Source organism: Paracoccus zhouxuedongae (assembly GCF_041927815.1).
Taxonomy (GTDB): domain Bacteria; phylum Pseudomonadota; class Alphaproteobacteria; order Rhodobacterales; family Rhodobacteraceae; genus Paracoccus.
Genome location: NZ_JBHFHM010000004.1, coordinates 176,249 through 199,171, shown reverse-complemented (window position 1 = coordinate 199,171; position 22,923 = coordinate 176,249). Strand labels below are relative to the sequence as shown.

The 22,923-nt window shown below is 67.0% G+C and carries 19 protein-coding genes; 3 read left to right on the top strand and 16 right to left on the bottom strand.

Going from position 1 to position 22,923, the window contains the following annotated elements; genetic code table 11:
- Positions 1-313 precede the first annotated feature (313 nt).
- From coaD to ACEYYA_RS06945, 3 genes are all read right to left on the bottom strand, one after another.
- A complete protein-coding gene (gene coaD, locus ACEYYA_RS06955; protein ID WP_374798969.1) occupies positions 314-808 on the bottom strand; it encodes a pantetheine-phosphate adenylyltransferase in 495 nt (164 codons plus the stop codon).
- 450 nt (positions 809-1,258) lie between these two features.
- Complete coding sequence (locus tag ACEYYA_RS06950; protein ID WP_374798967.1) at positions 1,259-1,705, bottom strand: CBS domain-containing protein; 447 nt, start codon at positions 1,703-1,705, stop codon at positions 1,259-1,261.
- Positions 1,706-1,781: 76 nt separating this feature from the next.
- Entirely contained in the window at positions 1,782-2,741 is a 960-nt protein-coding gene (locus ACEYYA_RS06945) for a LysR family transcriptional regulator (protein ID WP_374798965.1), read from the bottom strand.
- 2 nt (positions 2,742-2,743) lie between these two features.
- Here ACEYYA_RS06945 and ACEYYA_RS06940 point away from each other — a divergent pair, with 2 nt between their 5' ends.
- Complete coding sequence (locus ACEYYA_RS06940; RefSeq protein WP_374798963.1) at positions 2,744-4,351, top strand: CoA-acylating methylmalonate-semialdehyde dehydrogenase; 1,608 nt, start codon at positions 2,744-2,746, stop codon at positions 4,349-4,351.
- Between the two features lie 42 nt (positions 4,352-4,393).
- On the opposite strand, the gene ACEYYA_RS06935 is transcribed toward ACEYYA_RS06940, so the two are convergent.
- The 4 genes from ACEYYA_RS06935 to phaC all read right to left on the bottom strand — a co-directional run bounded on the left by ACEYYA_RS06935 (position 4,394) and on the right by phaC (position 9,700).
- Positions 4,394-6,277, bottom strand: a complete 1,884-nt coding sequence (locus tag ACEYYA_RS06935) for a calcium-binding protein (protein ID WP_374798961.1) — start codon at positions 6,275-6,277, stop codon at positions 4,394-4,396.
- A gap of 110 nt (positions 6,278-6,387) precedes the next feature.
- Entirely contained in the window at positions 6,388-6,975 is a 588-nt protein-coding gene (gene phaR, locus ACEYYA_RS06930; protein ID WP_374798959.1) for a polyhydroxyalkanoate synthesis repressor PhaR, read from the bottom strand.
- Between the two features lie 128 nt (positions 6,976-7,103).
- A complete protein-coding gene (locus ACEYYA_RS06925; protein WP_374798957.1) occupies positions 7,104-7,553 on the bottom strand; it encodes a phasin family protein in 450 nt (149 codons plus the stop codon).
- 161 nt (positions 7,554-7,714) lie between these two features.
- A complete protein-coding gene (gene phaC / locus ACEYYA_RS06920) occupies positions 7,715-9,700 on the bottom strand; it encodes a class I poly(R)-hydroxyalkanoic acid synthase (RefSeq protein ID WP_374798955.1) in 1,986 nt (661 codons plus the stop codon).
- Between the two features lie 114 nt (positions 9,701-9,814).
- Between phaC and phaZ the strand changes: the two genes are divergently transcribed.
- A complete protein-coding gene (gene phaZ / locus ACEYYA_RS06915) occupies positions 9,815-11,149 on the top strand; it encodes a polyhydroxyalkanoate depolymerase (protein WP_374798953.1) in 1,335 nt (444 codons plus the stop codon).
- Between the two features lie 63 nt (positions 11,150-11,212).
- On the opposite strand, the gene ACEYYA_RS06910 is transcribed toward phaZ, so the two are convergent.
- The 7 genes from ACEYYA_RS06910 to ACEYYA_RS06880 all read right to left on the bottom strand — a co-directional run bounded on the left by ACEYYA_RS06910 (position 11,213) and on the right by ACEYYA_RS06880 (position 16,843).
- Positions 11,213-12,589 carry a cytochrome P450 gene (locus ACEYYA_RS06910; protein WP_374798951.1) on the bottom strand — a complete coding sequence of 459 codons (1,377 nt, stop codon included), beginning with the start codon at positions 12,587-12,589 and terminating at the stop codon, positions 11,213-11,215.
- The gene (locus ACEYYA_RS06905) at positions 12,586-13,776 is read right to left on the bottom strand and encodes a hypothetical protein (RefSeq protein WP_374798949.1); all 1,191 of its coding nucleotides are present in this window, start codon (positions 13,774-13,776) and stop codon (positions 12,586-12,588) included. Before ACEYYA_RS06905 ends, ACEYYA_RS06910 begins: the two co-directional genes overlap by 4 nt.
- A gap of 70 nt (positions 13,777-13,846) precedes the next feature.
- On the bottom strand, positions 13,847-14,548 hold the full coding sequence (locus tag ACEYYA_RS06900) for a M48 family metallopeptidase (RefSeq protein WP_374799126.1): 702 nt from the start codon (positions 14,546-14,548) through the stop codon (positions 13,847-13,849).
- A gap of 54 nt (positions 14,549-14,602) precedes the next feature.
- Positions 14,603-15,142 carry a DedA family protein gene (locus ACEYYA_RS06895; RefSeq protein ID WP_374798947.1) on the bottom strand — a complete coding sequence of 180 codons (540 nt, stop codon included), beginning with the start codon at positions 15,140-15,142 and terminating at the stop codon, positions 14,603-14,605.
- Positions 15,139-15,330 carry a hypothetical protein gene (locus tag ACEYYA_RS06890; protein ID WP_374798946.1) on the bottom strand — a complete coding sequence of 64 codons (192 nt, stop codon included), beginning with the start codon at positions 15,328-15,330 and terminating at the stop codon, positions 15,139-15,141. The genes ACEYYA_RS06895 and ACEYYA_RS06890 overlap by 4 nt, the downstream gene beginning before the upstream one ends.
- Positions 15,331-15,489: 159 nt before the next feature.
- A complete protein-coding gene (locus tag ACEYYA_RS06885) occupies positions 15,490-16,671 on the bottom strand; it encodes a vWA domain-containing protein (RefSeq protein ID WP_374798944.1) in 1,182 nt (393 codons plus the stop codon).
- Positions 16,672-16,675: 4 nt separating this feature from the next.
- Positions 16,676-16,843, bottom strand: coding sequence for an apolipoprotein acyltransferase (locus tag ACEYYA_RS06880; protein ID WP_374798942.1), 168 nt, complete (start codon positions 16,841-16,843; stop codon positions 16,676-16,678).
- 153 nt (positions 16,844-16,996) lie between these two features.
- Between ACEYYA_RS06880 and ACEYYA_RS06875 the strand changes: the two genes are divergently transcribed.
- Complete coding sequence (locus ACEYYA_RS06875) at positions 16,997-19,285, top strand: OmpA family protein (RefSeq protein ID WP_374798940.1); 2,289 nt, start codon at positions 16,997-16,999, stop codon at positions 19,283-19,285.
- Between the two features lie 101 nt (positions 19,286-19,386).
- Here ACEYYA_RS06875 and guaA read toward each other — a convergent pair whose 3' ends face one another.
- Positions 19,387-20,946, bottom strand: coding sequence for a glutamine-hydrolyzing GMP synthase (guaA, locus tag ACEYYA_RS06870; RefSeq protein WP_374798938.1), 1,560 nt, complete (start codon positions 20,944-20,946; stop codon positions 19,387-19,389).
- 157 nt (positions 20,947-21,103) lie between these two features.
- Positions 21,104-22,816, bottom strand: coding sequence for a DEAD/DEAH box helicase (locus ACEYYA_RS06865; protein ID WP_374798936.1), 1,713 nt, complete (start codon positions 22,814-22,816; stop codon positions 21,104-21,106).
- Between the last annotated feature and the right edge of the window lie 107 nt (positions 22,817-22,923).

Here is a 22,923-nt window from a genome sequence, read left to right as displayed (position 1 = left end):
CCCCTGACGAATCGCAAGGTGGCAAGGCATGGGTCGGATCAGCCGCGGGAAACAGGGACCGCTTGACAGGCTGGTCATCGGTTGGCTCGCGGCTGTCTGGGCGGCGATCTGCCGGCTGCTGGCCGGGCGCGCAGTCCGCCCGCAGGCCTGGCGCCCAACAACTTGGCCGATGGGGCTGCACGGCGCCTTGGCGCAGGCGCCCCTGCGGCTTGTGCGCACGCCGCCTTGGCCGCCGCCCGGTGCGGGTGCTGACCGTATTCCCGTCCGGCGAGTGACCTGTCACGGGCGGGGGATTGGCCCTTGGGGTGCTGCGCTATCGCTGATACCGCTCGCGCAAGGCCCGGTCGACGGCGGGGGTGACGAAACGCGACACATCACCGCCCAGCCGCGCGATCTCCTTGACCAGCTTCGAGGCAATCGCCTGCCTGCGCGCATCGGCCATCAGAAACACCGTCTCGACACTGGAATCCAGCGCGCGGTTCATGCCAACCATCTGAAATTCGTATTCAAAATCGGCGACCGCGCGCAGCCCGCGAATGATGACCTGCGCGCCCACATCGCGGGCGCAATCGATCAGCAGGTTTTCAAACGGATGCGCGATGATCTGACAGCCGGTCCGGGCTGAGATTTCGGCACATTCGGCCTCGACCATCGCCACCCGCTCTTCCAGCGTGAACAGCGGGCCCTTGTCGCGGTTGATGGCGACACCGATCACCAACCGATCCACCAAAGCGGTAGCGCGCTGGATGATGTCAAGATGGCCCAATGTGACGGGATCGAAAGTGCCAGGATAAAGGCCGATGCGCATTCACGCCCCCTTGGTCAGCGTGACGGGCGGCGCAGGATCAAGGCCGACCACCCGGTCACGGAATCGTCACCGTCACCCGATGCGAAAGCGGCGCAAAAATCAAGACAAAATTGCCGCGCCGCAGCATCGCGCCAAAGGCGCGGCGTCGGGGCGATCGGTTGCGGAATGGGGCGCGTCAGCCACGCCGGAGCCTTGAAGCTCTCGGTCCCGCCCCTGCCGCCACAGCCTGCGCCCGTTTGCACCGCCGCGACCCGCGCCCTGCCTCGCGACCGAAACCACGGGCAGCGCATCGCTCGCCAGGCGTCAACGCTGCCGCCGCCATGTCCGCCTTGGCCGACATCGGGGCCGACACCGGGCCGGGGAGCAGGGTCAGGTGTCCATGGTTCCCGAACCTCGACAGCCCAGCACAGAGGCGCGACGTCCACCGCGTCGCAGCGCCCCGAGCGGGCTTCAGGCGCCCATGATCATCCCCTCAAGCGCGCGGTTTTCCATCGCCAATTGCTTCAGCCGCGCCGCGACCGCATCGCCGATCGAGATGACGTCGATCATCCGGTCGTCCTCCATCACCGGCATGTGGCGGAACCGCCCCTCGGTCATCCGCTCCAGCACGGCAAGGGCGCTGTCGGATCTGGCGCAGCCCGCGACCTTGCGCGTCATCAGATCATCGACCGGCATCGACAGCGCCGCCGCGCCCGATTTGCCCAGTTCGCGCACGATGTCGCGTTCCGACAGAATCCCCGCCACCGTCAAACCATCGGGCGAGACGATCACCGCGCCGATCCGGTGGCGCGACAAAAGCGCCGCCGCCTCGCTGACCAGCGATCCGGGCCGCACCGTGATCGCCGCCTCGGACGCGCCCTTTTCGGCCTTCATCGACAGGATGTTCTGAACAAGCATCGGATGGTCCCCCGGTTTGGCGATCCCGGCGCGCAGCCGCCGGTTGAGTTCAGGGTTGCGACCACCGGTCCATCTGTCAAGCCCCGCGAACCGCGCCTGCATCTTCGGTGGCAGATTCCGCCGCATCGACGGCGGCCTCCAGCCGGGCGACCTCGCGGCGCAGGCCCTGGCCCAGGGCCTCGGCCAGCCGGTTCATGCGGTCGGACCGGCGGTCATCGACATGGCGGACCAGCCAGAACGACCGCGACAGGCTGACCGCGCCGGTCAGGATCCGCCGCAGCCCCGGCGCAAATGGCAGCGCGAAATCATGCACGATGCCGACCCCTGCCCCGGCCCGCAGCGCCATCAATTGCACCGCTACCGAGTTCGAGGCGAGGCCCGGCGGGCGCAGGCCGACCTCGGCCAGATAATCCAGTTCGCTGTCGAAAATCAGGTCGGGAATATAGCCGACGATGCGGTGCGCCCCCAGGTCGGCGGGGCTGGCGATCGGGGCATGGCGCGCCAGCCAGTCGCGGTCGGCGGCCAGATGCAGGCGGTAATCGGTCAGCCGCTGCACGGTCAGCCGCCCGGCCTTGGGCGGGCTGACGGTGATCGCCAGGTCAGCCTCGCGCCGCGACAGGTTGAAGACGCGGGGCAGCGCGACGATCTGGATGTCCAGCCCCGGATGATCGTCGCAGATCGCCGCGCAGACCTGCGGCAGCAGGTAATTGGCGCAGCCGTCGGGCGCACCGACGCGCAACTGGCCGGTCAGGCGACCGGTTTCGCCGCCCAGGGCCTCGGCCCCGGCGGCAAGTGCGGCCTCGGCGGCCTCGGCATGGGGGATCAGGCGCGCACCGTCATCGGTCAGCGCATAGCCCTGGGGCGATTTCGCAAACAGCCGCACCGCCAGTGCCTGTTCCAGCCGGGCGATGCGGCGCCCCACGGTGGCGGCATCCAGACCCAGACGGCGGCCCGCGCCCGACAGCCCCTCGGCCCGCGCGACGGCCAGGAAAATCCGCAGGTCATCCCAATCCGGCTGCATTGCCCACCTTTGCATGAATGCAAAACGCTTTTGCCGATCTGGTGGTTCTCAGCACGAAAATGCAAGGCTATTCTGCGCGGGAGCGAACAGGAGGACGCGCCGTGACAGAGACTGGGAAAGAGACTGGGAAGGAAATCGGGCATTGGATCAATGGCAAGCTGGTGGCGGGCAAATCCGGCCGCTTTGCCGATGTGCTGAACCCCGCCACCGGCGAGGTGCAGGCCCGTGTCGCGCTGGCGACCCAGGCCGAGCTGGATCACGCCGTGGCCGAGGCCGCCAAAGCCCAGCCCGCCTGGGCCGCGACCAACCCGCAACGCCGCGCCCGCGTCATCATGAAATTCGCCGATCTGATCAATCAGCACATGGACGAATTGGCCGATCTGGTCAGCCGCGAACATGGCAAGACCCTGCCCGATGCGCGGGGCGACGTGCAGCGCGGGCTTGAGGTGGTCGAGGTCTGCATGGGCGCCCCGGCCATGCTGAAGGGCGAGTTCACCGACAATGCCGGCCCCGGCATCGACCTGCATTCGATGCGTCAGCCCCTGGGCGTGGTCGCGGGGATCACGCCGTTCAACTTTCCGGCGATGATCCCGCTGTGGAAGATGGCCCCGGCGCTGGTGGCGGGCAATGCGATGGTGCTGAAACCGTCCGAGCGCTGCCCCTCGACCTCGATCCGGCTGGCCGAACTGATGCAGGAAGCCGGGCTGCCCGATGGCGTCTTGCAGGTGGTGAATGGCGACAAGGGTTGCGTCGATGCGATCCTGGACAATGATACCGTTCAGGCCGTGGGCTTTGTCGGCTCGACCCCGATTGCGCAATATATCTATGGCCGGGCCTGCACCAACGGCAAGCGCGCCCAGTGCTTTGGCGGCGCCAAGAACCACATGATCATCATGCCCGATGCCGACATGGACAAGGCCGCCGATGCCCTGGTCGGTGCCGGTTTCGGCGCGGCGGGCGAACGCTGCATGGCGATTTCGGTGGCCGTTCCGGTGGGCGAAGGCACCGCCGAGGCGCTGATCGAGCGGCTGGTGCCGAAGATCGAAAAGCTGAAGGTCGGCCCCTATACGGCGGGCGATGATGTCGATTTCGGCCCGGTCATCACCGCCCAGGCGCGCGACCGGATCGTCGGGCTGATCGACAGCGGCGAGGCGGCAGGTGCCACGCTGGTCGTCGACGGGCGCGGGCTGAAGATCCAGGGCTATGAGAACGGCTTTTACGTTGGCCCCACCCTGTTCGACAACGTGACCCCCGAGATGGAGATCTACAAGCAAGAGATCTTCGGCCCGGTGCTGTCGGTGGTGCGGCGCAAGAATTACGACGATGCGCTGCAACTGGTGATGGACAACGAATATGGCAATGGCACGGCGATCTTCACCGCCGATGGTGATACCGCGCGCGATTTCGCCAGCCGGGTGAATGTCGGCATGGTCGGCATCAACTTCCCGATCCCGGTGCCCCTGTCCTATTACAGCTTCGGCGGCTGGAAGAAGTCGGCCTTCGGCGATCTGAACCAGTATGGCCCGGATGCGCTGCGGTTCTATACCAAGACCAAGACCGTGACGTCGCGTTGGTTCAGCGGCATCAAGGATGGTGCGGCGCTGAACTTCAAGCCGCTGGATTGACCAGATCGGCCCCGCCCGGCGCGTCCGGGCGGGGCCGTTCGTTCAGGTGAACAGGAAATCGTCGGCGCCGATCTGCCCCAGATCGGTATGGGTCAGGCGGATCGTCATCAGATCGCCGCGAATGACCACATCATCGCCGTCCTGCGCCATGCGGCCCGCCACCCCGCCCCAATCGCTGAAATGGCTGCGGGCGATTTCGATCCGGTCATTGCCATTGGCAAGGGCGTCGAAATCCTCGATCACCACCTGACCGCGCACGGCGGCGGTAAAGACAAAGGTGTCATCGCCCAGGCCCCCGTTCAGGCGCACGCCGCCGGCGCTGCTGACGATGCGGTCGTGACCCTCGCCGCCATAACCCCGGTCGCCGGATGTGCCCAGAGTGATCGTGTCATTGCCCGCCCCGCCATGCAGCAGGTCGCGCCCCGATGTGCCCGACACCAGGTCATTGCCGCCTTGGCCGAACACCACGCGGCCCGCCAGACGGTCGGCGCCACCCGTGCCCTCGGTCGCGCGGCCATAGGCCACATCGTTGTCGCCCCATTCGAAGGGCGACCAGTGTTCATCCTCCAGACGGTCGGCCTGCACCGAATAGGGCCAGTTGATGACGCTGCTGTTGCCTGCGGAAAGTCCTTCAAAATCAACGCGCTCGATGCCGGTGGCCAGCGTCAGCCCGGTGCCGTCCTTGCGATCGAAGGCCAGCGTGCCGTCGCCCAGACGATAGACCGACCAGTCGGTATGCCAGCCGCCCAGCCGCAAAGTGTCGGTGCCCGCCCCGCCCTCGACCCGGTTCACCCCGGTCGAAACGCGGATCACGTCGTCGCCCGCGCCCGCGTCGATATAGTCGTTCGAGGCCCCGTCGCGGATCAGATCGGCGTATGCCGTGCCGATCAGAAAGGCCGGCTCGCCCCGGTGGCTGGTGACGGCGGTGGCGCGATCCTCGACCCAAGTGGTCGGGCGCAGCGCCGCGCCGAGGTTCGAGATGATGACCGCGCTGTCCTCCTCCATCAGATCGTAAAAGGCCGATGCGCCGATGCGGCCGATGGCGTCGGTGGCCATGCCGCCCAGATGGCCCGACCAGCCCGCCAGGTTCAGCAGGCCAAAGCCGCCCAGATCAAAGGCGCCGGTGCCATAGATGCCGTCGAACAGGATTACATTGTCGGTGGCATGGGCCAGGTCGTAATCGGGATTGACCAGCCCCACCCCGCCCGCCGCCGCCGCGCTGGCAAGGTCGGGCTTGTCACCGATCAGGCGGAACACCACGTCGTTTTCATAGCCAAGGTTCATCACCCGCCCCGACGCGTCGATCACCGGCGAGGCATGGCCGACATAGCTGCTGTCGGCAAAGAACCCGCCCGCCAGCGTATCGGCAAAGCGCGACTGGATGTTCACCATGCCGCCGCCCAGGCTGTAGCCGGTCACGACGACATCGGCCCCGGTCAGCCCATGGCTTTCGGCATAGGCGCGCACGGCGGCCAGCACCGGTTCCAGCTTGGGGGCAATGGTGTCTTCGTTCAGCTGGAAGTAATCGGGCAGATCGACGGGCGAGTTGGTGCCGGCATAGGACAAGGCCATCCGCACCACCTGCCCCGCGCTGTCGCGTTCGACCGCCACCCGCACCTGCGGCCCGGATTCGGCAAAGCCGGTCAGCGGGCTTTCGATCTTGATATAGCCCATGCCATCGGCCAGATCGGCGGGCAGGCCCAGATCGGCGACGCCCAGACCCGACCAGCCCGAGGGCCAGGGCAGCGTCCCGTTGCTGCCATCCAGCGTGCCGGGCGGCAGCGCGCCGATGCCTGCATCCAGAACCGCGCCCACATTGACGCCGCCGATCGACGGCATCGCCGCCGCCGTCGCCAGCTTGTGACTGAGAACAGCCAGATCCAGCGCCGCCTGCGCCGACAGATTGCGATAGTTGAAAAGTGCCACGCCGTTCCCTCCCCGAAACTGATGCGTTCAGTCAGGATAGGGTCAGGACGAATGCGCGCCGAAGCATGACCTTGGGTCAAGCGCGGCCGGCGCGACGTAACGTCATGCGGTTACAGTTTCGACAGCTTGTCCTGAAGCGCGGCAAGCTGGCGCTTCATCTCGGCCAGGTCGTCGCGGTCGGCGTCGGTTCGCGGGCTGGGCGGATCGTCATCCGGCGCGGGGCCGGAACTGGCGCCCGGCACCCCCCAGCCCGCCATCATCGAGCGCAGAAACGCCTGCTGCTGGCGCTGCATCGCCTCGAACCCCGGCATCGAGGCCATGGGGTTCGGGAAAGCCCCCAGATTTTCCATCATCTTCGACTGGCCTTCGCGCAGCATTTCAAAGCTGGCGGCCAGGAATTGCGGCACCACCGATTGCGCCTGGGTGGTGTAGCTGCGCACCAGATCGGTCAGCACGTCGATCGGCAGCACGCTTTCGCCGCGGCTTTCGTGTTCGGCGATGATCTGCAACAGATATTGCCGCGTCAGGTCGTCGCCCGATTTCAGATCGACGATCTGCACCTGACGGCCCGCGCGGATGAAGGCGGCGATGTCCTCAAGCGTCACATAATCGCTGGTTTCGGTGTTATACAGCCTGCGGCTGGCATAGCGCTTGATCAACAGCGGCGCCTGACCCGCATCCCCCGAACTGGCCGCCATGTCGAACCCCTTTCACCTTGCGGGCGACTGCGCCCGGCTGGCGATCAGATTAGGCGGGGATTTCGCAAATGCAAAATAAAAAGGGCAGGCCGCGCGGGCCTGCCCTTTCCGTTCACGTCGCGGCAACCTTACTTCAGGTTGGCGGTCGCCTTCTTGGTCGCGTCGGCCACGTCCTTGCTGGCCTTTTTCATGGCAGCCTGCGCGTCCTGCGACATTTCCTTGCCGGCCGACAGCATCAGCTCGACGGTGTCCATCTGAACCTTCTTGGCGACTTCAGCGAAAGCCGACATATGTTCGGCGGCCATTTCGGCGGTGGCCGAGGCGAACTCGCTCATCGCTTTGGCGTAGTCGGCGGGTTCTTCCTTCGATTCCGCCAGCTTGCCCAGCTTGGTCAGCGTTTCCTTGGCCCATTTGGCGCTGATTTCGGTCGATTTTTCAGCGGCGTCCAGCGCGACCTTGGTCATCTTCTCACCCAGTTGGGCCTGGGTCTTGAAGGCGTCCTGGAAGGACGAGGTGTCAACGTTGAACGAGGCCAGCATGTCCTGCATCGGCTTGGTGAAATCGGCGGCTTTGGTCATTGGGTCATCTCCTGCGGTGGGTTCTGCGCACGAGGCCCATCAGAGGGGACATGCGCGGGTGATAAGGCGAATATAGATGCCGCAGTGCAGCATTACAACCCCGCTCATGCTGCACCGCAGCAAAAAACATCGAACCGCGCGGTTCGGCGCCCCCGGCCCTGTCATTCAGGGTCTTTCTCGACCACATAGGTGCCGGGCGCGGCGGCCAGGACCGGGAAACCCTTGACCGAACCGGGCACCCGCGCCGCCACCTGATCGCCCGACCGCGGCGCGATCCAGTCGCGCCACCGCGGCCACCATGATCCTTCGTGCCGGGTCGCGGCCTGCCGCCAGGCGGCGAAATCGCTGATCGGCGCGTCGGATGTGTAATGGCCGTATTTGATCTTGCCGGGCGGGTTCACGATCCCCGCGATATGGCCGGATTCCGACAGGATGAAGGTCTTGTCATCCGATCCCATCTGCGCCACGCCCCGGAAACTGTCGCGGGCAGGCGCGATATGGTCGGTCTCACAGCCGATGGCCATCAAGGGCACCCTGACGCCCGACAGGCTGACCTGATGGCCCAGCACCGGGAAGCTCGCCTCCGCAAAGGCATTGGCCTGGCACAGGCCGCGCAGATAATCGATGGTCATCTGCCCCGGCAGGTTGGTGCCGTCGCCGTTCCAGAACAGAAGGTCAAAGGCCGGCGGCGCCTCGCCCATCATATAGCTGCGGATGGCAGGTTTATAGACCAGATCATTGGCGCGCAGGAACGACATGGTGCGCTGCATGATCGTGCCCTGAAGGATGCCGTCGCGCTTCACATGCGCCTCGATCCCGTCAACGAAATCGTCCTGCAGGAAGGTCGTGAACTCACCCTGGTCGGAAAAATCGGTCAGCGTGGTGAAGAAGGTGGCCGATTTCACCGAGGTGTCGCCGGTCTTGTCCAAAAGCGCCAGCGTCAGCGACAAAGTGGTGCCGGCGATGCAATAGCCCACCGCATTCACCTGCGGCTGGCCGGTGATGGTTTTCACCGTGTCGATGGCGCGCAGATAACCATGGGCGACGTAATCCTCAAGTTTCACATGGGCATAGCTGGGACCGGGGTTCTTCCACGACACCACGAACAGCGTGAAGCCCTGATCGACGATCCATTTGATCAGGCTGTTCTGCGGCTTCAGATCCATGATGTAGAACTTGTTGATCCAGGGCGGAAAGATCAGCAAGGGCACGGCGTGGACCGTTTCGGTGGTCGGCGCATACTGGATCAGCTCGAACAATTCGTTGCGATAGACCACCGATCCGGGCGTCGCGCCGATGTTCTGGCCGACCTGAAAGGCCGACCGATCCGACAGCGTGACCAGCAGTTCGCCCTTGTTGGTCACGATGTCATCGACCAGGTTTTCCAGCCCCTTGACCAGGCTTTCGCCCTCGGTCTCGACGGCGCGTTCCAGCGCGTCGGGATTGGTCGCCAGAAAGTTCGTGGGCGCCATCATGTCGATGATCTGGCGGGTGAAATAGCGCAGGCGGCGGGCGGCTGCGGGGTCGTCGACCGCAGGCAGGATCTCGGCCAGGTTCTCCTCGATCGCGGCGACGGCGATCTGATACTGGCGCTTGACGGCGTTGAAAAAGGGGTGGCTGTCCCACAGCGGGTTCTTGAACCGCGGATCGGCGGGGCCGGGATCGTCCGGCGCCTTCAGCGGGCCACGCATCAGCGCCTGCTGGGCCTCGATGTAATGACCAAGCGACTGGCCCCAGAACTTGATCTGCGTCTCGATCAGCCGGGCGGGATGGGTCGCCCAGGCCTTCATCAGCGCCTGTCCGGTCTGAAGATAGAAATCCGCCCCCGGCCCCTCCAGCGCGGGCTCGGGCATCTTGCGCTGCGACAGCGCCCCGACAAGCCGCTGGGTCAGCGCCTCGATCCGCTCGAGGTTTTCGGCCAGGGTGGCGCTGATCGCACCCTCTGGTTGCGGGTTATTCTGCGGCGCAGAATCAGCGGGGCTTTGCGTGACCGGCCGGTCAGTCGCCTTGGGCGCGGGCTTGGCCGCCTTGGCAACCGGCGGGGGGGCGGTTTCAACCTTTGGCTGATCCGCGGCGGGTTTTTCGCGCAATTTTCTTGCGCCCGACCGCGCCTTGGCGCCCGAATCCTTTCGCTGTCTTGTTGTCATGACCGCTGATCCCCCCTAATCTGCATCACCAGCATAAGGGCGGCAGGACGCAACCGACAAGGCGCAACAGCCCACCCAGAAAAAAACCGGAGAGCGCTGAAAATGATGAGGGGCATGAAGGGTCTGATCTCTTACGACCTGATGGAGACGATCCGCAACACGAACGAATGGATGGGGGCATCGGCCCGCGCCATGGCCTCGTATCCGGTCTGGGGGTTGGTCCCGCATCCGATGTTCAAGGTGATGTCGGCCTGGGGGCGCGTCACCGAACGCAGCTTCGCGCGCATGGTCATCAAGCCCGACTGGGAGATTCATTCGATCGCGGGCGAGACCGGCCAGGATCATCTGGTCTATGTCGACAAAGTGATGGAAAAGCCCTTTGGCGATCTGATCCATTTCCGCGTCGCCCGGCGCGAGGCGATGGCCCGGCAGGTGCTGATCGTCGCGCCGATGTCGGGCCATTATGCCACGCTGTTGCGGTCAACCGTCGCCAGCCTGCTGCCCGATTGCGACGTCTACATCACCGATTGGCACAATGCCCGCGACATTCCGGTGTCGAAAGGCAAGTTCGACATCGAGGATTACACCGCCTATCTGGTCGAGTTCATGCGCCATCTTGGCCCCGATCTGCATGTGATCGCGGTCTGCCAGCCCGCGCCGCTGACGCTGGCCGCGACCGCGATCATTGCCGAGGAAACCCCCGACCAACAGCCGCTGTCGCTGTTCCTGATCGGCGGCCCGGTCGATCCCGATGCCGCCGCCACCGAAGTGACCGAGTTCGGCAACCGCATGACCATGGGCCAGTTGGAACATCTGGTCATCCAGCAGGTCGGCTTCAAATATCGCGGCGCGGGGCGGATGGTCTATCCGGGTCTGGCGCAGCTTGCCAGCTTCATGGCGATGAATGCCGAAAACCACGCCAAGGCCTTTGCCGACAAGATCTATGCCGAGGCGACCGGGGCGGGCACCGAAGGCGACAAGCACAACCGCTTTTATGATGAATATCTGGCGGTGATGGACATGACGGCCGAGTTCTATCTGTCGACCGTCGACCGCATCTTCAAGCGGCTGGAAATCGCGCAAAACAGCTTTACCGTCGATGGCAAGCCGGTCGACATCACAAAGATCGACCGTACCGCGATCATGACGATCGAGGGCGCGAATGACGATATTTCCGCGCCCGGTCAATGCGTTGCGGCGCTGAAGCTGGCATCGGGCGTGCCCGATGCGAAAAAGGCGCAGCATCTGGAACCGGGTGCGGGCCATTACGGGATCTTCGCGGGCAAGTCGTGGCGGCTGAACATCCGCCCGCTGGTGCTGGAGTTCATGGACAAGCACGCAGCCCCCGGCAGCGCGCCCAAACCCCGCAAGTCGCGCAAGCCGCCGGCGCGGCAGGACATCACCGATGCCGCCGATGCCGGGCCAGAGGATGCGCATCTGGCGGTCTGATCGCCCTGCCCCACAAGCAGCGCCTCACCTGACGCCCCGGTCGATGATCGGGGCGTTTTTGCGTCACGCGCGCGGGGTCAGCCGCAGCCAGATCCCGTCGCGCCCGCGCACCGTCAGATAGGCGACCGGCTCGGGGCGGCGGCCCGGCACCGTGTCGATCCAAAAGGCGCGCGCGATCAGGGCCAGCATCAGCGGCCCCTCGATCATCGCAAAGCCCGCGCCGGGGCAGACGCGCGGCCCGGCCGAGAACGGGATGAAGGCGCGGCGCAGCCCCTCGCGGCCGTTGTCGGTGGCAAAGCGGCCCGGATCGAAGGCATCGGGATCATCCCAGATCCGTTCGTGGCGATGCAGATGCCAGGGCGACAGCACGATCTGCGCACCCGGCGCGACGTCGCGGTCGCGCAGACGCTCGGGGCGGGTGGTCTGGCGCACCATCATCGGCACCGGCGGATACAGCCGCAGCGCCTCGCGGAACACCGCGCGGGCCGTGGGCAGCCGCCCGATCAGGCCAATGTCGGGGGTGTCCGCGCCGATCTCGCGCCGCGCCTCATCCGCGACGCGATCCTGCCACTCGGGGCTGTCGGCCAGCAGCCACAAGGCCCAGGCGAGCGCACTGGCCGATGTCTCATGCCCTGCCAGAAAGAAGATCGCCACCTGATCGACCATTTCGGCGGCCTCAAAGCAGCGCCCGGTCTGCGGGTCGGGCGTGGTCATGATCTTGGTGGCCAGATCGTCGGGCGCGGTGCCTGCGCGGATCGCGGCCATCCGGTCATCGGTCAGCCGGGTGATCAGGGCGCGGATCTCGGCGGCCGTGGCGCGGGTTGCGCGCGAATGCGGGCGCGGCAGCCAGCGGGGCAGCGGCAGCAGTGCCGCCAGATTGACGATCGGTGCGGCGCGCTGATGGCGGCGGAAGGCGTCGAACACCTGCGCCGCAAGACCGTCCTGAATGGGGATCGAAAACAGCGTGCGAAAGATCACATCGGCGGCGGCGTGGCTGGCCTCGGGTTCGATGTCCAGCGCGGTGCGGCTCCGCGCCGACAGCCGGTCGATCATCGCAAGGCTTGCCGCCCAGATCGCCGGGAACACATCGCGCAGCCGCCCGCCCTCGAACGCCGGGTCGATGATGCGGCGCTGCGCGGCCCATTGATCGCCATTGGTGACAAAGACCGACTGCCCCAAAAGCGGCTCCAGCCCCTCGCGCAGGCGGTCGGATTTGGGGAAATCGCCGGGTCGTTCCTTCAGCACCAGATCGATCAGCGCGGGGTCGTTGCACAGATACGACCGGAAGAACGGCGTGCGAAAGGCGGCCATCCAGGCGCGATAGAGCTTTGCCGGATGCGCCGACAAAAGGTCGGCCCGGACCAGCCGCAGATAGCGCCAGAATCCGGCGCGGCCCTGTCGCACGGGAGGTTTCGGCGGGTGATGTGGGCACTGGCTCATGTCATCGACCGATGGCGATTGACCGCCCGCGTCTTGCGGCTTTTCGAGGGCGCGCGATCCGCGAACCGCTCGGCCAGGGTCAGCGGCCCGGCGGTGATCTGGAAATAGTCATACCAATCGGGCCGGTCAAAGGCGCACAGATACTGGATATGTCGGCGGAAGAACCGCCATTTGATCGCCGCCTGCCGCGCGGGTGACAGGGTTTGCGAATAGGCCGCCGACAGGATCAGGGGCCAGCACTGATCGGGCGGCGCGACGCCGGTGACGGCGACCGGATCGCACAAGGCAAAGGCCGCGCCATCGCCGGGCGCGGTCACGTCGATCCATGTCAGATCGCGGCGGCGCGACAGATCGGCCAAGTGGCGGCGCAGGCTGCGGGCCTGCGGCAGAAAGCTGACCATCGGCACCACCTGCCCCAGCGGCAGAAACCCCAGCCGCGCGGCGTCCGGCACGCCCAGACGGGCGGTCAGATCGGCCAACACCTCGACCCCGATATGCACGCCGGATGAATGGCCGACGACCAGCACCTCATCATAGGTCGGATCGGTCAGCGCGGCATGGATGCGGTCGGCAAAGTCGCGCTGCCGGGCGGCCAGATCGGGCGGCGTGGCCCCCAGCCAGCGGGCAGAATAGGCGTAATCATGCATCAGGTAATAGGCGAAGAACCGGCCATCATGGGCCTGAAACCATCGCAGCACCGCCCAGGTCAGACCCGCGCCGAAGGGCAGCCCGGCCCAGAGCGGCAGCCCCAAAAGGCTCGCGCCCCAGACCAGCAGCGCCCCCAGGCCAAGTGCCAGAAGAAGTTGCACCACCAGTGCCACAATCGGATAAAGCGCCGCGATCACCGGCCCGCGCCGCAGCCGCATCAGCCGGAACAGCGCCCCCGACCCGATATAGGCCCATGAAGTGCGCAGCAATTGCCCATAGGTCGCCAGGATCGACCGCCCCATCGAGCCTTGAACGATGTCGGACCAGACCAGAACCTCGATCTCGGCCTCGGCGGGCTGTCCCTCGGTCAGGGTGCGGGCGCGCCAGCCAAAGCCGCCAGCGGGCGGCTTCCAGGGCGCGGTCGTCAGCTCATAGCCCGAGATCGCGGCCTGATCGGCGCCTTCCTTGCGGTAAAGTTCGCGGTAGCGGCGCGGCGGGATCGGGTCATAGCCGGGGATATAGAACACCCGCCGCCGCATCGCCTGATCCTTTCACCACTGCACAAGCGTCAAGCTAACCCATTGGCGGGCCGGGGGAAAGGGGCTGCGCTTAGCGTGGCGCGGCGGGGGTGGCAGCCCAGCGGGCCTCATTTGCCTCGATCGCGGCGATGCGGCGGGGATGGGGCGGATGGCTGGCCAGCCAGGCAGGCCCTGCCCCCACCCCGCCCCCGGTCAGCGCCGCCAGCTTGCCAAACAGCGCCTTTTGCGGTTGCGTGCCCAGCCCGGCGCGGATCATCAGCGCACTGGCGAAGCGGTCGGCGGCATATTCATCATCGCGCGACAGCCGCGCGGCCACGGCCGAGGCCGCCAGATTGGCGATCCAGACGCCGACGCCCGGCAGGATGCGCCCCAGCAGCCCGCCCAGCAGGATGCGGATCGCGTTCTGGCCGGTGAAGTCGATCATCCGCCGCCGCGCATGGCCCAGGCTGACATGGCCCAGCTCATGCGCGATGACGCTGGCCAGTTCCGGCGCGGTGACGCGGCCCATGTCGAAATGATCCAGAAAGCCGCGAGTCAGGAACACCCGGCCATCGGGCGCGGCCAGGCCATTGACGGGGGCGACCTCATAGACATGCACGGGCAGCCGCTCAACACCAAGCGCGCGCGCCAGATCGGCCAGAACCGGGCGCAGGCCGGGATGATCCAGCGGGGTCGAGCGCGCATCAAGTTCCGCGCGCAGCCGCCAGGCCGAGGTCAGCCAGATCACCAGGCCGTAGCCGATCATCAGCAGAATGGGCAGAAGTTTCAGCATCATGACCCTGATGTGGGGGATCGGCGGGCCGGGGTCAATCGCCCTGACGCCGCATCAGTCGCCGTTTTTCGACCGCGCCGCCTGCAGCAGCCACCAGCCAGGCCCGATCACCGCCGCAAGCGCCGCGACCAGCCCCAGGGCCGACCCGGCCAGATCGGCCGCCGCCTGAAGATTGTTGCCACACACATGGCCAAGCGCCAGATAGGCCCCGACCCAGATCGCCGCGCCGGCAAGGCTGGCCAAGGTGAAGCGCCCGCGACGAAAGCCCGCGGCGGCGGCGGCATAGGTCATCCCGGGGCGCGACCGGGCTGAACGGCCAGCGGGACAGGAACACCGCCAGCCAGCCGCGCGCCGCCAACATGGCGCGCGCGCGTTGCGGCACAGACTGAACGCCGCCTGATCGGCGATTACATAGCCGGTCAGGGCCGCGCCCGCGATCTGCGCCAGCCCCAGATCGCCTGAGCCGACAAAGGCCCCCGCCCCGATCAGCACCAGCGAGGACGGCACCGGCAGCCCCGGGCAGGACAGGACCGTGGCCAGCCCCACCAGCCACGGCCCCCGGACGGGCAGCAGCGCCAGCAGGCTGTCGGTCATGGCGCGCGCTCCGGATCGCGGGTGGTCTCCTGCGCCAGCCGGGCGTTCAGCCGGTCCAGCAGTTCGGCCAGCGGGATGCCCTCTGCCTCCGCCGGCCAGGGTGCGGCCTTTGCCGGCACCGGGTTCGGGGCGCGGCGCCAGCACGTCAACCAGGCTGTGCGGCGGCAGATGCCAGCATCGTTCGACATAGCCGGGCGTCATCCAGCCCGCGGGCGGCTGATGGATATTGGCGGGGTCCGACCAATAGATCGCCCGGTCGATCAGCCGTCAGCCAAAGAACAGCGCGACCGCAACCGCCAGCACAAAGGCCACAAAGGCGACGGGCTGGCGCCGCGCGAGATCGCGGATCATCCCAGCAGCTTCATCGCGCGGCCCAAGCCCGCAAGCGTCATCGGCATCATCCGTTCGGGGAAGATCTGCTGGATCATCGCGGTCGACTGGGTGAAGGGCCAGTGGTTTTCGGCCACCGGGTTCAGCCAGACGTGATCGGGCCATTGCGCGCAGGCCCGGCCCAGCCAGACCGCGCCAGGTTCGTCATTCCAGTATTCGCTGGCCCCGCCGCGCATCGCCACCTCATAGGGCGACATCGCCGCATCGCCCACGAAAATGCATTTGTAATCAGCGCCGTAGCGGTGGATCACATCCCAGGTGGAAATGCGTTCGGTCTGTCTGCGGCGGTTGTCCTTCCAGACGAAATCGTAAAGGCAGTTGTGGAAATAGAAATGTTCCAGGTGCTTGAACTCGGCCCGCGCGGCGCTGAACAGTTCATCCATCACCCGGATATGGTCGTCCATCGAGCCGCCGACATCCATGAACAGCACCACCTTGACGGCGTTGTGACGTTCGGGCCGGGTGACGACATCCAGATAGCCGTGATCGGCGGTGGCGCGGATGGTGCCGTCCAGGTCCAGCTCCTCGGCCGCGCCGTGCCGCGCCCAGGCCCGCAGCCGCTTCAGCGCGACCTTGATGTTGCGGGTGCCCAGTTCCACGCTGTCGTCGAAATCGCGAAAGGCGCGCTGATCCCAGACCTTGACGGCGCGGCGGTGGCGGGATTCGTGCTGGCCGATCCGCACCCCCTCGGGGTTGTAGCCATAGGCGCCAAAGGGGCTGGTGCCGGCGGTGCCGATCCATTTCGACCCGCCCTGATGGCGGCCCTTCTGTTCGGCAAGCCGCTGTTTCAGGGTCTCGATCAGCTTGTCAAAGCCGCCAAGCGCCTGCACCTCGGCCTTGTCAGCCTCGGACATCTGGCGTTCGGCCAGGCGGCGCAGCCAGTCCTCGGGCAGGTCGATGGCGTTCAGGATGGCGGCATCGGGTATCGCCTCGACGCCTGCGAAACTTTCGGCAAAGGCGCGGTCAAAACGGTCAATGTGGCGTTCGTCCTTGACCATCGCGGCGCGGGCGAAATGGTAAAAGCCGTCGATGTCAAAGGCTACGACACCCTTTGACAGTCCCTCAAGGAACACCAGATATTCGCGCAGGCTGACCGGCACCTGATGGCGGCGCAGGCTGTCCAGAAAGCGCGTGAACATCGGGTCAGCCCGCCAGACGGTCGATCAGCACGGTCACGCCGACGCCGATCAGCGCGAAAGCGATGGCATGGGCGATGGCATATTGCGCCACATCGGCGCCGGTGCCGCGCAGCCTGCGGGCACGGGTTGCGCCCACGATCGCACCGATCAGAAGTCCTGCCAGAATGATCATCGCGCGCCCCCTTTTGCCCCGGTTTAGCCGCGCCCCCCCGCCGGGGCAAGCCGAACACGGCTGCGTCAATCACGACGCTGTTGCTTGCGGGAACGCAATCGCACCGGGCAGCGTTGAACCCGTAACCCATTGCCTTTCGACGAGGAGTTGCCGATGCCCCGCCGCCTGATCCCTGCGCCCCGCACCACCACCGCGCTGCTGGCCAGCCTGTCGCTGATGGTTCCGACCTTCGGCCAGATCGCCCATGCGCAAGAGGCGCCGGTGGTGATCGACGGCGACACCGCCGCGACGATGAACGCGACCGAGGCCCGCGCCCAGCCCGAGCTGTCGGCGGCACTGACCACCGAACTGGCCGCCGGGCTGACGCCCGATATGCTGGCCTGCGCCGATGCAGCGCCTGCGCCCTGCGCCGCCGATGTGCCGCTTGTGACGCCGGCGGGCATTGCCGTCGCGGTCGCGGAAAACGGCACATTCGTGCTGTTGCCCAAGGACCGGCAAGAGGCGGCCGTCGCGCTGACCGGCCGCACCCCGGTGCATGAGGCCGCCGAGGCCGCGCAGGAAACCGCCGTGGCCACCGAAGCGGCAAAGGAAGCCGCCGTCGAGGCCGAGGACAAATCGGTTGAGGCCGTCGCCGCGGCCGAAGTTGCCGCCGAGGCCGAAGCCGCAGCCGAGGCCGAGGCCGCGCGCGCCTCGGAGGCCGCGATGGCCGCCGAGGCAACCGCCGCCACGGAAAGCGCCGAGGCGACCGCCCAGGCCGAAGCCGAGGCCGAAGCCGCGCGCGCCGCCGAAGAGCAGGCCCGCGCCGCAGCCGAAGCCGCCAAGGCCGAGGCCGCCGCCGTGGAAGCCGCCGCCGCTGAAGCCGAAGCCCGTGCGACCGAGGCCGCCGCCGCGGTCGAGGCCAAGGCCGCCGAACGGGCCGCGAAGTCCGATGCCGCGCGCCAGGAGGCCGTGGCTCAGGTCGAGGCCGCAAGCCCTGCCCCGGTCGATCCCGCCGTGGCCGAGGCCCCGACGGAAGCTGCGCCCGAGGCCCCCGCCGCCGAGCCTGCCCCCGCCGTGACCGGCGAGGCCCCGGCCCCGGCTGCCGCGCCGGTCGAGCCCGTTCCCGCCACCGATCAGCCCGCTGAAGGCGCGCCCACGGCCGCAGATCTGGCCGCCGCGCTTGCCGCCGAACAGCCCGGCACGGATGCGCCCGACCAGGCCACCGCCGACACGCCCGAAGCCCGCGCCGAGGCGACGGTGACCGATCTGGCCGCCCAGCTTGAGGCCGAAGGCAAAGATCCCGCGTTGCTGGCCGACCCGGCGACCCAGCCGGAATCGCTGGCGCTGCTGACCGAATCCGCGCAAGCCGCCGCCGAGGCCGATGAGGCCCCGATCGCCGCCGCGCTGGAGGCCCTTGCGGTGACCGATGCCGCACCGGTCGAGGGCGTCGAGGTCAGCGATGTGAAAGTTGCCGAAGGCGCGGCGCGCGCCTCGTCCGAAGATTTCGAGCTGTCGGTGGCCGAGGCCGCGCGTCAGGCGGCGGAAGCGCAGGCGCAACCGGCTGCCGAACGCGGCGGCCTGGACGCCATCGACAAGCTGGCCATCGCCGGTCTGGGCGCCCTCGCCGTGGGCGCGATCCTGTCGAACAACCGCAAGGTCTCGTTGAACACCGGCGACCGGGTGATCGTCACCCGCCCCGATGGCAGCCAGGAAGTCATCAAGGATGACAACGTGTTGCTGTTCCAGCCCGGTTCGGATGTGCGCACCGAGACCTTCAATGACGGCTCGACCCGGACCATCGTGCAGCGCGAGGATGGCAGCCGCGTTGTCACCATCCGCGACGCCGAATTGCGCGTGCTGAAGCGGGTGCGGGTGATGCCCGATGGCACCGAGATCGCGCTGATCGACGACACCGCCGTGCAGCCGGTCAAGGTCAGCCTGCTGCCCGCCCCCGCCCCCGCCTATGTGCCGCCCGCCGGCACCTGGGACGAGGCCGCGGTGCGTGACGCCTTGGCGCGTGAGGCCGCGATCGACCGGACCTTCACCCTGAACCAGGTCCGCAACATCCCCGAGGTGCGCGCCTTGGTCGCCCCGGTCGAGATCGAGGCGGTGACCTTTGACACCGGATCGGCGGCGATCAAGCCCGACCAGGCCCGCGCCCTGGCGCTGCTGGGCGGCGCCATCCAGGAGCGCATCAAGGCCAACCCGCGCGAGATGTTCCTGATCGAGGGCCATACCGACACCGTGGGCCGCGCGGCCAACAACCTTGCCCTGTCGGATCGCCGCGCGGAATCGGTGGCTTTGGCGCTGACCGAATATTTCGCGATCCCGCCGGAAAACATGGTGGTGCAGGGCTATGGCGAGCAGTTCCTGAAGGTGCGCGAGGAAGGCGACATCCGCGCCAACCGCCGCGCCGCCGTGCGCCGGATCACCGATCTGTTGCAGACCGCCGCGCGCAACTGATCGCGCTGACATGGACAAGGGGCGCCCGGTGGTGGGCGCCCCTTTTGCGTATTTGGGCAAGAAAGAAGGGGCAGTCGCGCGGCCATATCAGCGCGGCGCGGTCACTCCCATTCGATCGTGCCCGGCGGTTTCGAGGTGATGTCATAGGTCACCCGGTTGATGCCCTTGACCTCATTGATGATACGGGTCGCGGTTTCGCCCAGGAAGTCGTGGGTGAAGGGATAGTAATCCGCGGTCATGCCATCGACGCTGGTGACGGCGCGCAGCGCGCAGGCGTAATCATAGGTGCGCCCGTCGCCCATCACGCCCACGGTTTTCACCGGCAGGATCGCCACGAACGCCTGCCAGATATCGTCGTAAAGCCCGTGTTTGCGGATCTGGTCGATATAGACGGCATCGGCGCGGCGCAGGATGTCCAGTTTTTCGCGTGTAATCTCGCCGGGGCAGCGGATGGCAAGGCCGGGGCCGGGGAACGGGTGGCGGCCGATGAAAGCGTCAGGCAGGCCCAGTTCGCGCCCCAAGGCGCGGACCTCATCCTTGAACAGTTCGCGCAGGGGTTCGACCAGTTTCAGCCCCATCTTCTCGGGCAGGCCGCCGACATTGTGGTGGGACTTGATCGTGACCGAGGGGCCGCCGCTGAACGACACGCTTTCGATCACATCGGGGTAGAGCGTGCCTTGGGCCAGGAACTCGGCGCCCTCAATCTTGCTGGCCTCGCGCTGGAACACGTCGATGAACAGCTTGCCGATGGTCTTGCGCTTGACTTCGGGGTCGCTGACGCCTTCCAGCGCGCCGATGAACAGGTCGGATTCCTCGGCATGGACCAGCGGGATGTTATAGGCGTCACGGAACATGGTGACGACTTCATCGGCCTCGTTCAGGCGCATCAGGCCGTGGTCGACGAAAACGCAGGTGAGCTGGTCACCGATCGCCTCATGGATCAGCACGGCGGCCACCGAACTGTCGACCCCGCCCGACAGGCCGCAGATCACCCGGCGGTCGCCAACCTGTTCGCGGATCTTGCGGATCGCCTCATCCTTGTAGCTGGCCATGGTCCAGTCGCCGGTGAAACCGGCCATGCGGGTGAAGTTTTCCAGCATGGTCGCGCCGTTCGGCGTGTGGTGGACCTCGGGGTGGAATTGCACGGCGTAGAAGCGCCGGGCCTCGTCAGCCACCATCGCGTAAGGCGCGTTCGGGCTGGTGCCGATGACGGTGAAGCCGGGGGCCAGGCGCGTCACGCGGTCGCCGTGGCTCATCCAGACCTGTTCGCGGCCTTCGGTGAACAGGCCCGCGAAGATGCTGTCGCCGGTATGGCCCTCTGCCGGGCTGACGAAGGCGCGGCCATATTCGGCGTGATGGCCCGCTTCGACCTTGCCGCCCAACTGCTCCATCATCACCTGCTGGCCGTAGCAGATGCCGAAGATCGGCAGGCCCATGGTCCAGAGGCTGTCGGGCGCGCGCGGGCTGCCCTCGCGGGTGACGCTGTCGGGGCCGCCCGACAGGATCACCGCCTGCGGGGCAAAGGCCGCCAGGCTGGCATCGGTGACGCTTTGATAGGGCTGAATCTCGCAATAGATCCGCAGCTCGCGCAGGCGGCGGGCGATCAGCTGCGTGACCTGACTGCCGAAATCGATGATCAGAAGGCGTTGATGCTGGGACATGGCGGAGGCTCCTTTGCGGGGGCTTTAGGCCGCGCGCGTCCTGCGATCAAGGGGCGGAATGGGGATGCGGCGGCGCGGCGGGTCGGGCCGCCGCGCGATCAGCCGATCATCAGCGGCGCGTGACACACCATTCCGGGCGCCGCTGCCGCGCAGGAGGTCAATCCTGCGCGGGGCTTTCGGGGGCCTCGCTGGCGGTATCGGCACCGGTGTCGGGCGTGGTGTAGCCCGGGCGGAAGCTGCGCGTCAGGAAGTCGGGGATATGATCGCCCAGGCCCACGACCGAGCGGTCATCGCGGTCGCGCCGGTCGCGGCGGTCATCGCGGCGGTCACGCCGATCCTCACGGCGGTCTTCGCGGCGATCCTCACGGCGGTCCTCACGGCGGTCATCGCGGCGCGGCTCCTCGCGGGGTTCCGCCGCGGGTTCCGGGCGGGCGGCGCTGCGGTCATCAACGGCGGCCTCATCGCGGCGGGCGGCGTCCTTGCCGCCCCCCTTGCGGTCGCCACGGCGACGGCGTTCCTCGCGCGCGGGGCGCGCATCCGTGCGGGCTGCGGCCTCATCCTCGGTTGCGGCGCGGCTTCCGGCCTCGACCGGGGCAAGGGCCGCCACCTGGCCATGTTCGGCAATCGGGCGCGGCTTGTCGGTCTTGCGGCCACGCGGGGCGCGGCGCGGATCGTCGTCGTATTTTTTCGGCGCGCCCTGAGCGGCGGCGGAAAAGCTGAAGCCCTCGGGCGGCTCGACGCGCGGGATCGGGTTCTTGATCAGCCCCTCGATCGCGGCCAGATATTTGTCATCCGACGGCGTGGCGATGGTATAGGCCGTGCCCTTGCGCCCTGCCCGACCGGTGCGACCGATGCGGTGGACGTAATCCTCGGCATGGCTGGGAACGTCGAAATTGAACACATGGCTGACCGCCGGAATGTCCAGCCCCCGCGCCGCCACGTCGGAGGCGACCAGGAACCGCAGGCTGCCATCACGGAACCCGTCCAGCGTCTTCATCCGCTGGCTTTGATCCAGATCGCCGTGGATCGGCGCGGCGTTCAGCCCATGCGCCTTCAGCGATTTCGCGACGATATCCACCTCGGTCTTGCGGTTGCAGAAGATGATGGCGTTGGTGCAGGCCTCGCCCTCGGCGTCGATGATGGCGCGCATCAATTCGCGCTTTTGCTTGGCGCTTTGATCCTTGCGGGTGGGCGTGAAGAACAACAGGTTCTGGCTGATCGTGTCCGAGGTCGTGGCCTGGCGCGCCACCTCGATCCGTTCGGGCGTGTGCAGGAAGGTGTCGGTGATGCGTTCGATTTCCGGCGCCATCGTGGCCGAAAAGAACAGCGTCTGCCGGGTGAAGGGGGTCAACTGGAAGATACGCTCGATATCGGGGATGAAGCCCATGTCCAGCATCCGGTCGGCTTCGTCCACGACCATGATCTGCACGCCGGTCAGCAACAGTTTGCCGCGCTCGAAATGGTCCAGCAGGCGGCCGGGCGTGGCGATCAGCACATCGACGCCACGGTCGATCAGCTTGTCCTGTTCGCCAAAACTGACGCCGCCGATCAGCAGGGCCTTGGTCAGCTTGGTGTTCTTGGCATAGATGTCAAAGTTTTCCGCGACTTGCGCGGCCAGTTCGCGGGTGGGGCACAAAACCAGCGACCGCGGCATCCGCGCCCGCGCCCGCCCCTTGGCCAAGAGCGTGATCATCGGCAGGGTAAAGCTGGCGGTCTTGCCGGTGCCGGTCTGGGCAATGCCCAGCACGTCACGCCCCTCAAGCGCGGGCGGGATGGCGCCAGCCTGGATCGGGGTCGGGGTTTCGTAACCGGCTTCGGCAACAGCCGACAGCACGCGCGGGTCGAGTTTGAGATCGGAAAACTTGGTCATCAGCGTCCAGAGAAGGGGGCGGGTGCCGCCCGGTCATGGGACGCGAAATCGGGCGCCCCGCCTGTGCCTGCCGGATGCAGGCTGCACCGCCCCTAGCCGAAAACGGG

Bases quoted from the DNA above. Each gene is read 5' to 3' on its own strand.
- ACEYYA_RS06905 (WP_374798949.1), bottom strand. From the start codon at position 13,776: ATGCGGCGGCGGGTGTTCTATATCCCCGGCTATGACCCGATCCCGCCG.
- ACEYYA_RS06945 (WP_374798965.1), bottom strand. From the start codon at position 2,741: ATGCAAAGGTGGGCAATGCAGCCGGATTGGGATGACCTGCGGATTTTC.
- ACEYYA_RS06940 (WP_374798963.1), top strand. From the start codon at position 2,744: ATGCAAAACGCTTTTGCCGATCTGGTGGTTCTCAGCACGAAAATGCAA.
- coaD (WP_374798969.1), bottom strand. From the start codon at position 808: ATGCGCATCGGCCTTTATCCTGGCACTTTCGATCCCGTCACATTGGGC.
- ACEYYA_RS06865 (WP_374798936.1), bottom strand. From the start codon at position 22,816: ATGACCAAGTTTTCCGATCTCAAACTCGACCCGCGCGTGCTGTCGGCT.
- phaZ (WP_374798953.1), top strand. From the start codon at position 9,815: ATGAAGGGTCTGATCTCTTACGACCTGATGGAGACGATCCGCAACACG.
- ACEYYA_RS06890 (WP_374798946.1), bottom strand. From the start codon at position 15,330: ATGTCGAACGATGCTGGCATCTGCCGCCGCACAGCCTGGTTGACGTGC.
- ACEYYA_RS06895 (WP_374798947.1), bottom strand. From the start codon at position 15,142: ATGACCGACAGCCTGCTGGCGCTGCTGCCCGTCCGGGGGCCGTGGCTG.
- ACEYYA_RS06900 (WP_374799126.1), bottom strand. From the start codon at position 14,548: ATGCTGAAACTTCTGCCCATTCTGCTGATGATCGGCTACGGCCTGGTG.
- ACEYYA_RS06925 (WP_374798957.1), bottom strand. From the start codon at position 7,553: ATGACCAAAGCCGCCGATTTCACCAAGCCGATGCAGGACATGCTGGCC.
- ACEYYA_RS06880 (WP_374798942.1), bottom strand. From the start codon at position 16,843: ATGATCATTCTGGCAGGACTTCTGATCGGTGCGATCGTGGGCGCAACC.
- ACEYYA_RS06950 (WP_374798967.1), bottom strand. From the start codon at position 1,705: ATGCTTGTTCAGAACATCCTGTCGATGAAGGCCGAAAAGGGCGCGTCC.
- ACEYYA_RS06875 (WP_374798940.1), top strand. From the start codon at position 16,997: ATGCCCCGCCGCCTGATCCCTGCGCCCCGCACCACCACCGCGCTGCTG.
- ACEYYA_RS06910 (WP_374798951.1), bottom strand. From the start codon at position 12,589: ATGAGCCAGTGCCCACATCACCCGCCGAAACCTCCCGTGCGACAGGGC.
- ACEYYA_RS06885 (WP_374798944.1), bottom strand. From the start codon at position 16,671: ATGTTCACGCGCTTTCTGGACAGCCTGCGCCGCCATCAGGTGCCGGTC.
- phaR (WP_374798959.1), bottom strand. From the start codon at position 6,975: ATGGCGGCCAGTTCGGGGGATGCGGGTCAGGCGCCGCTGTTGATCAAG.
- phaC (WP_374798955.1), bottom strand. From the start codon at position 9,700: ATGACAACAAGACAGCGAAAGGATTCGGGCGCCAAGGCGCGGTCGGGC.
- guaA (WP_374798938.1), bottom strand. From the start codon at position 20,946: ATGTCCCAGCATCAACGCCTTCTGATCATCGATTTCGGCAGTCAGGTC.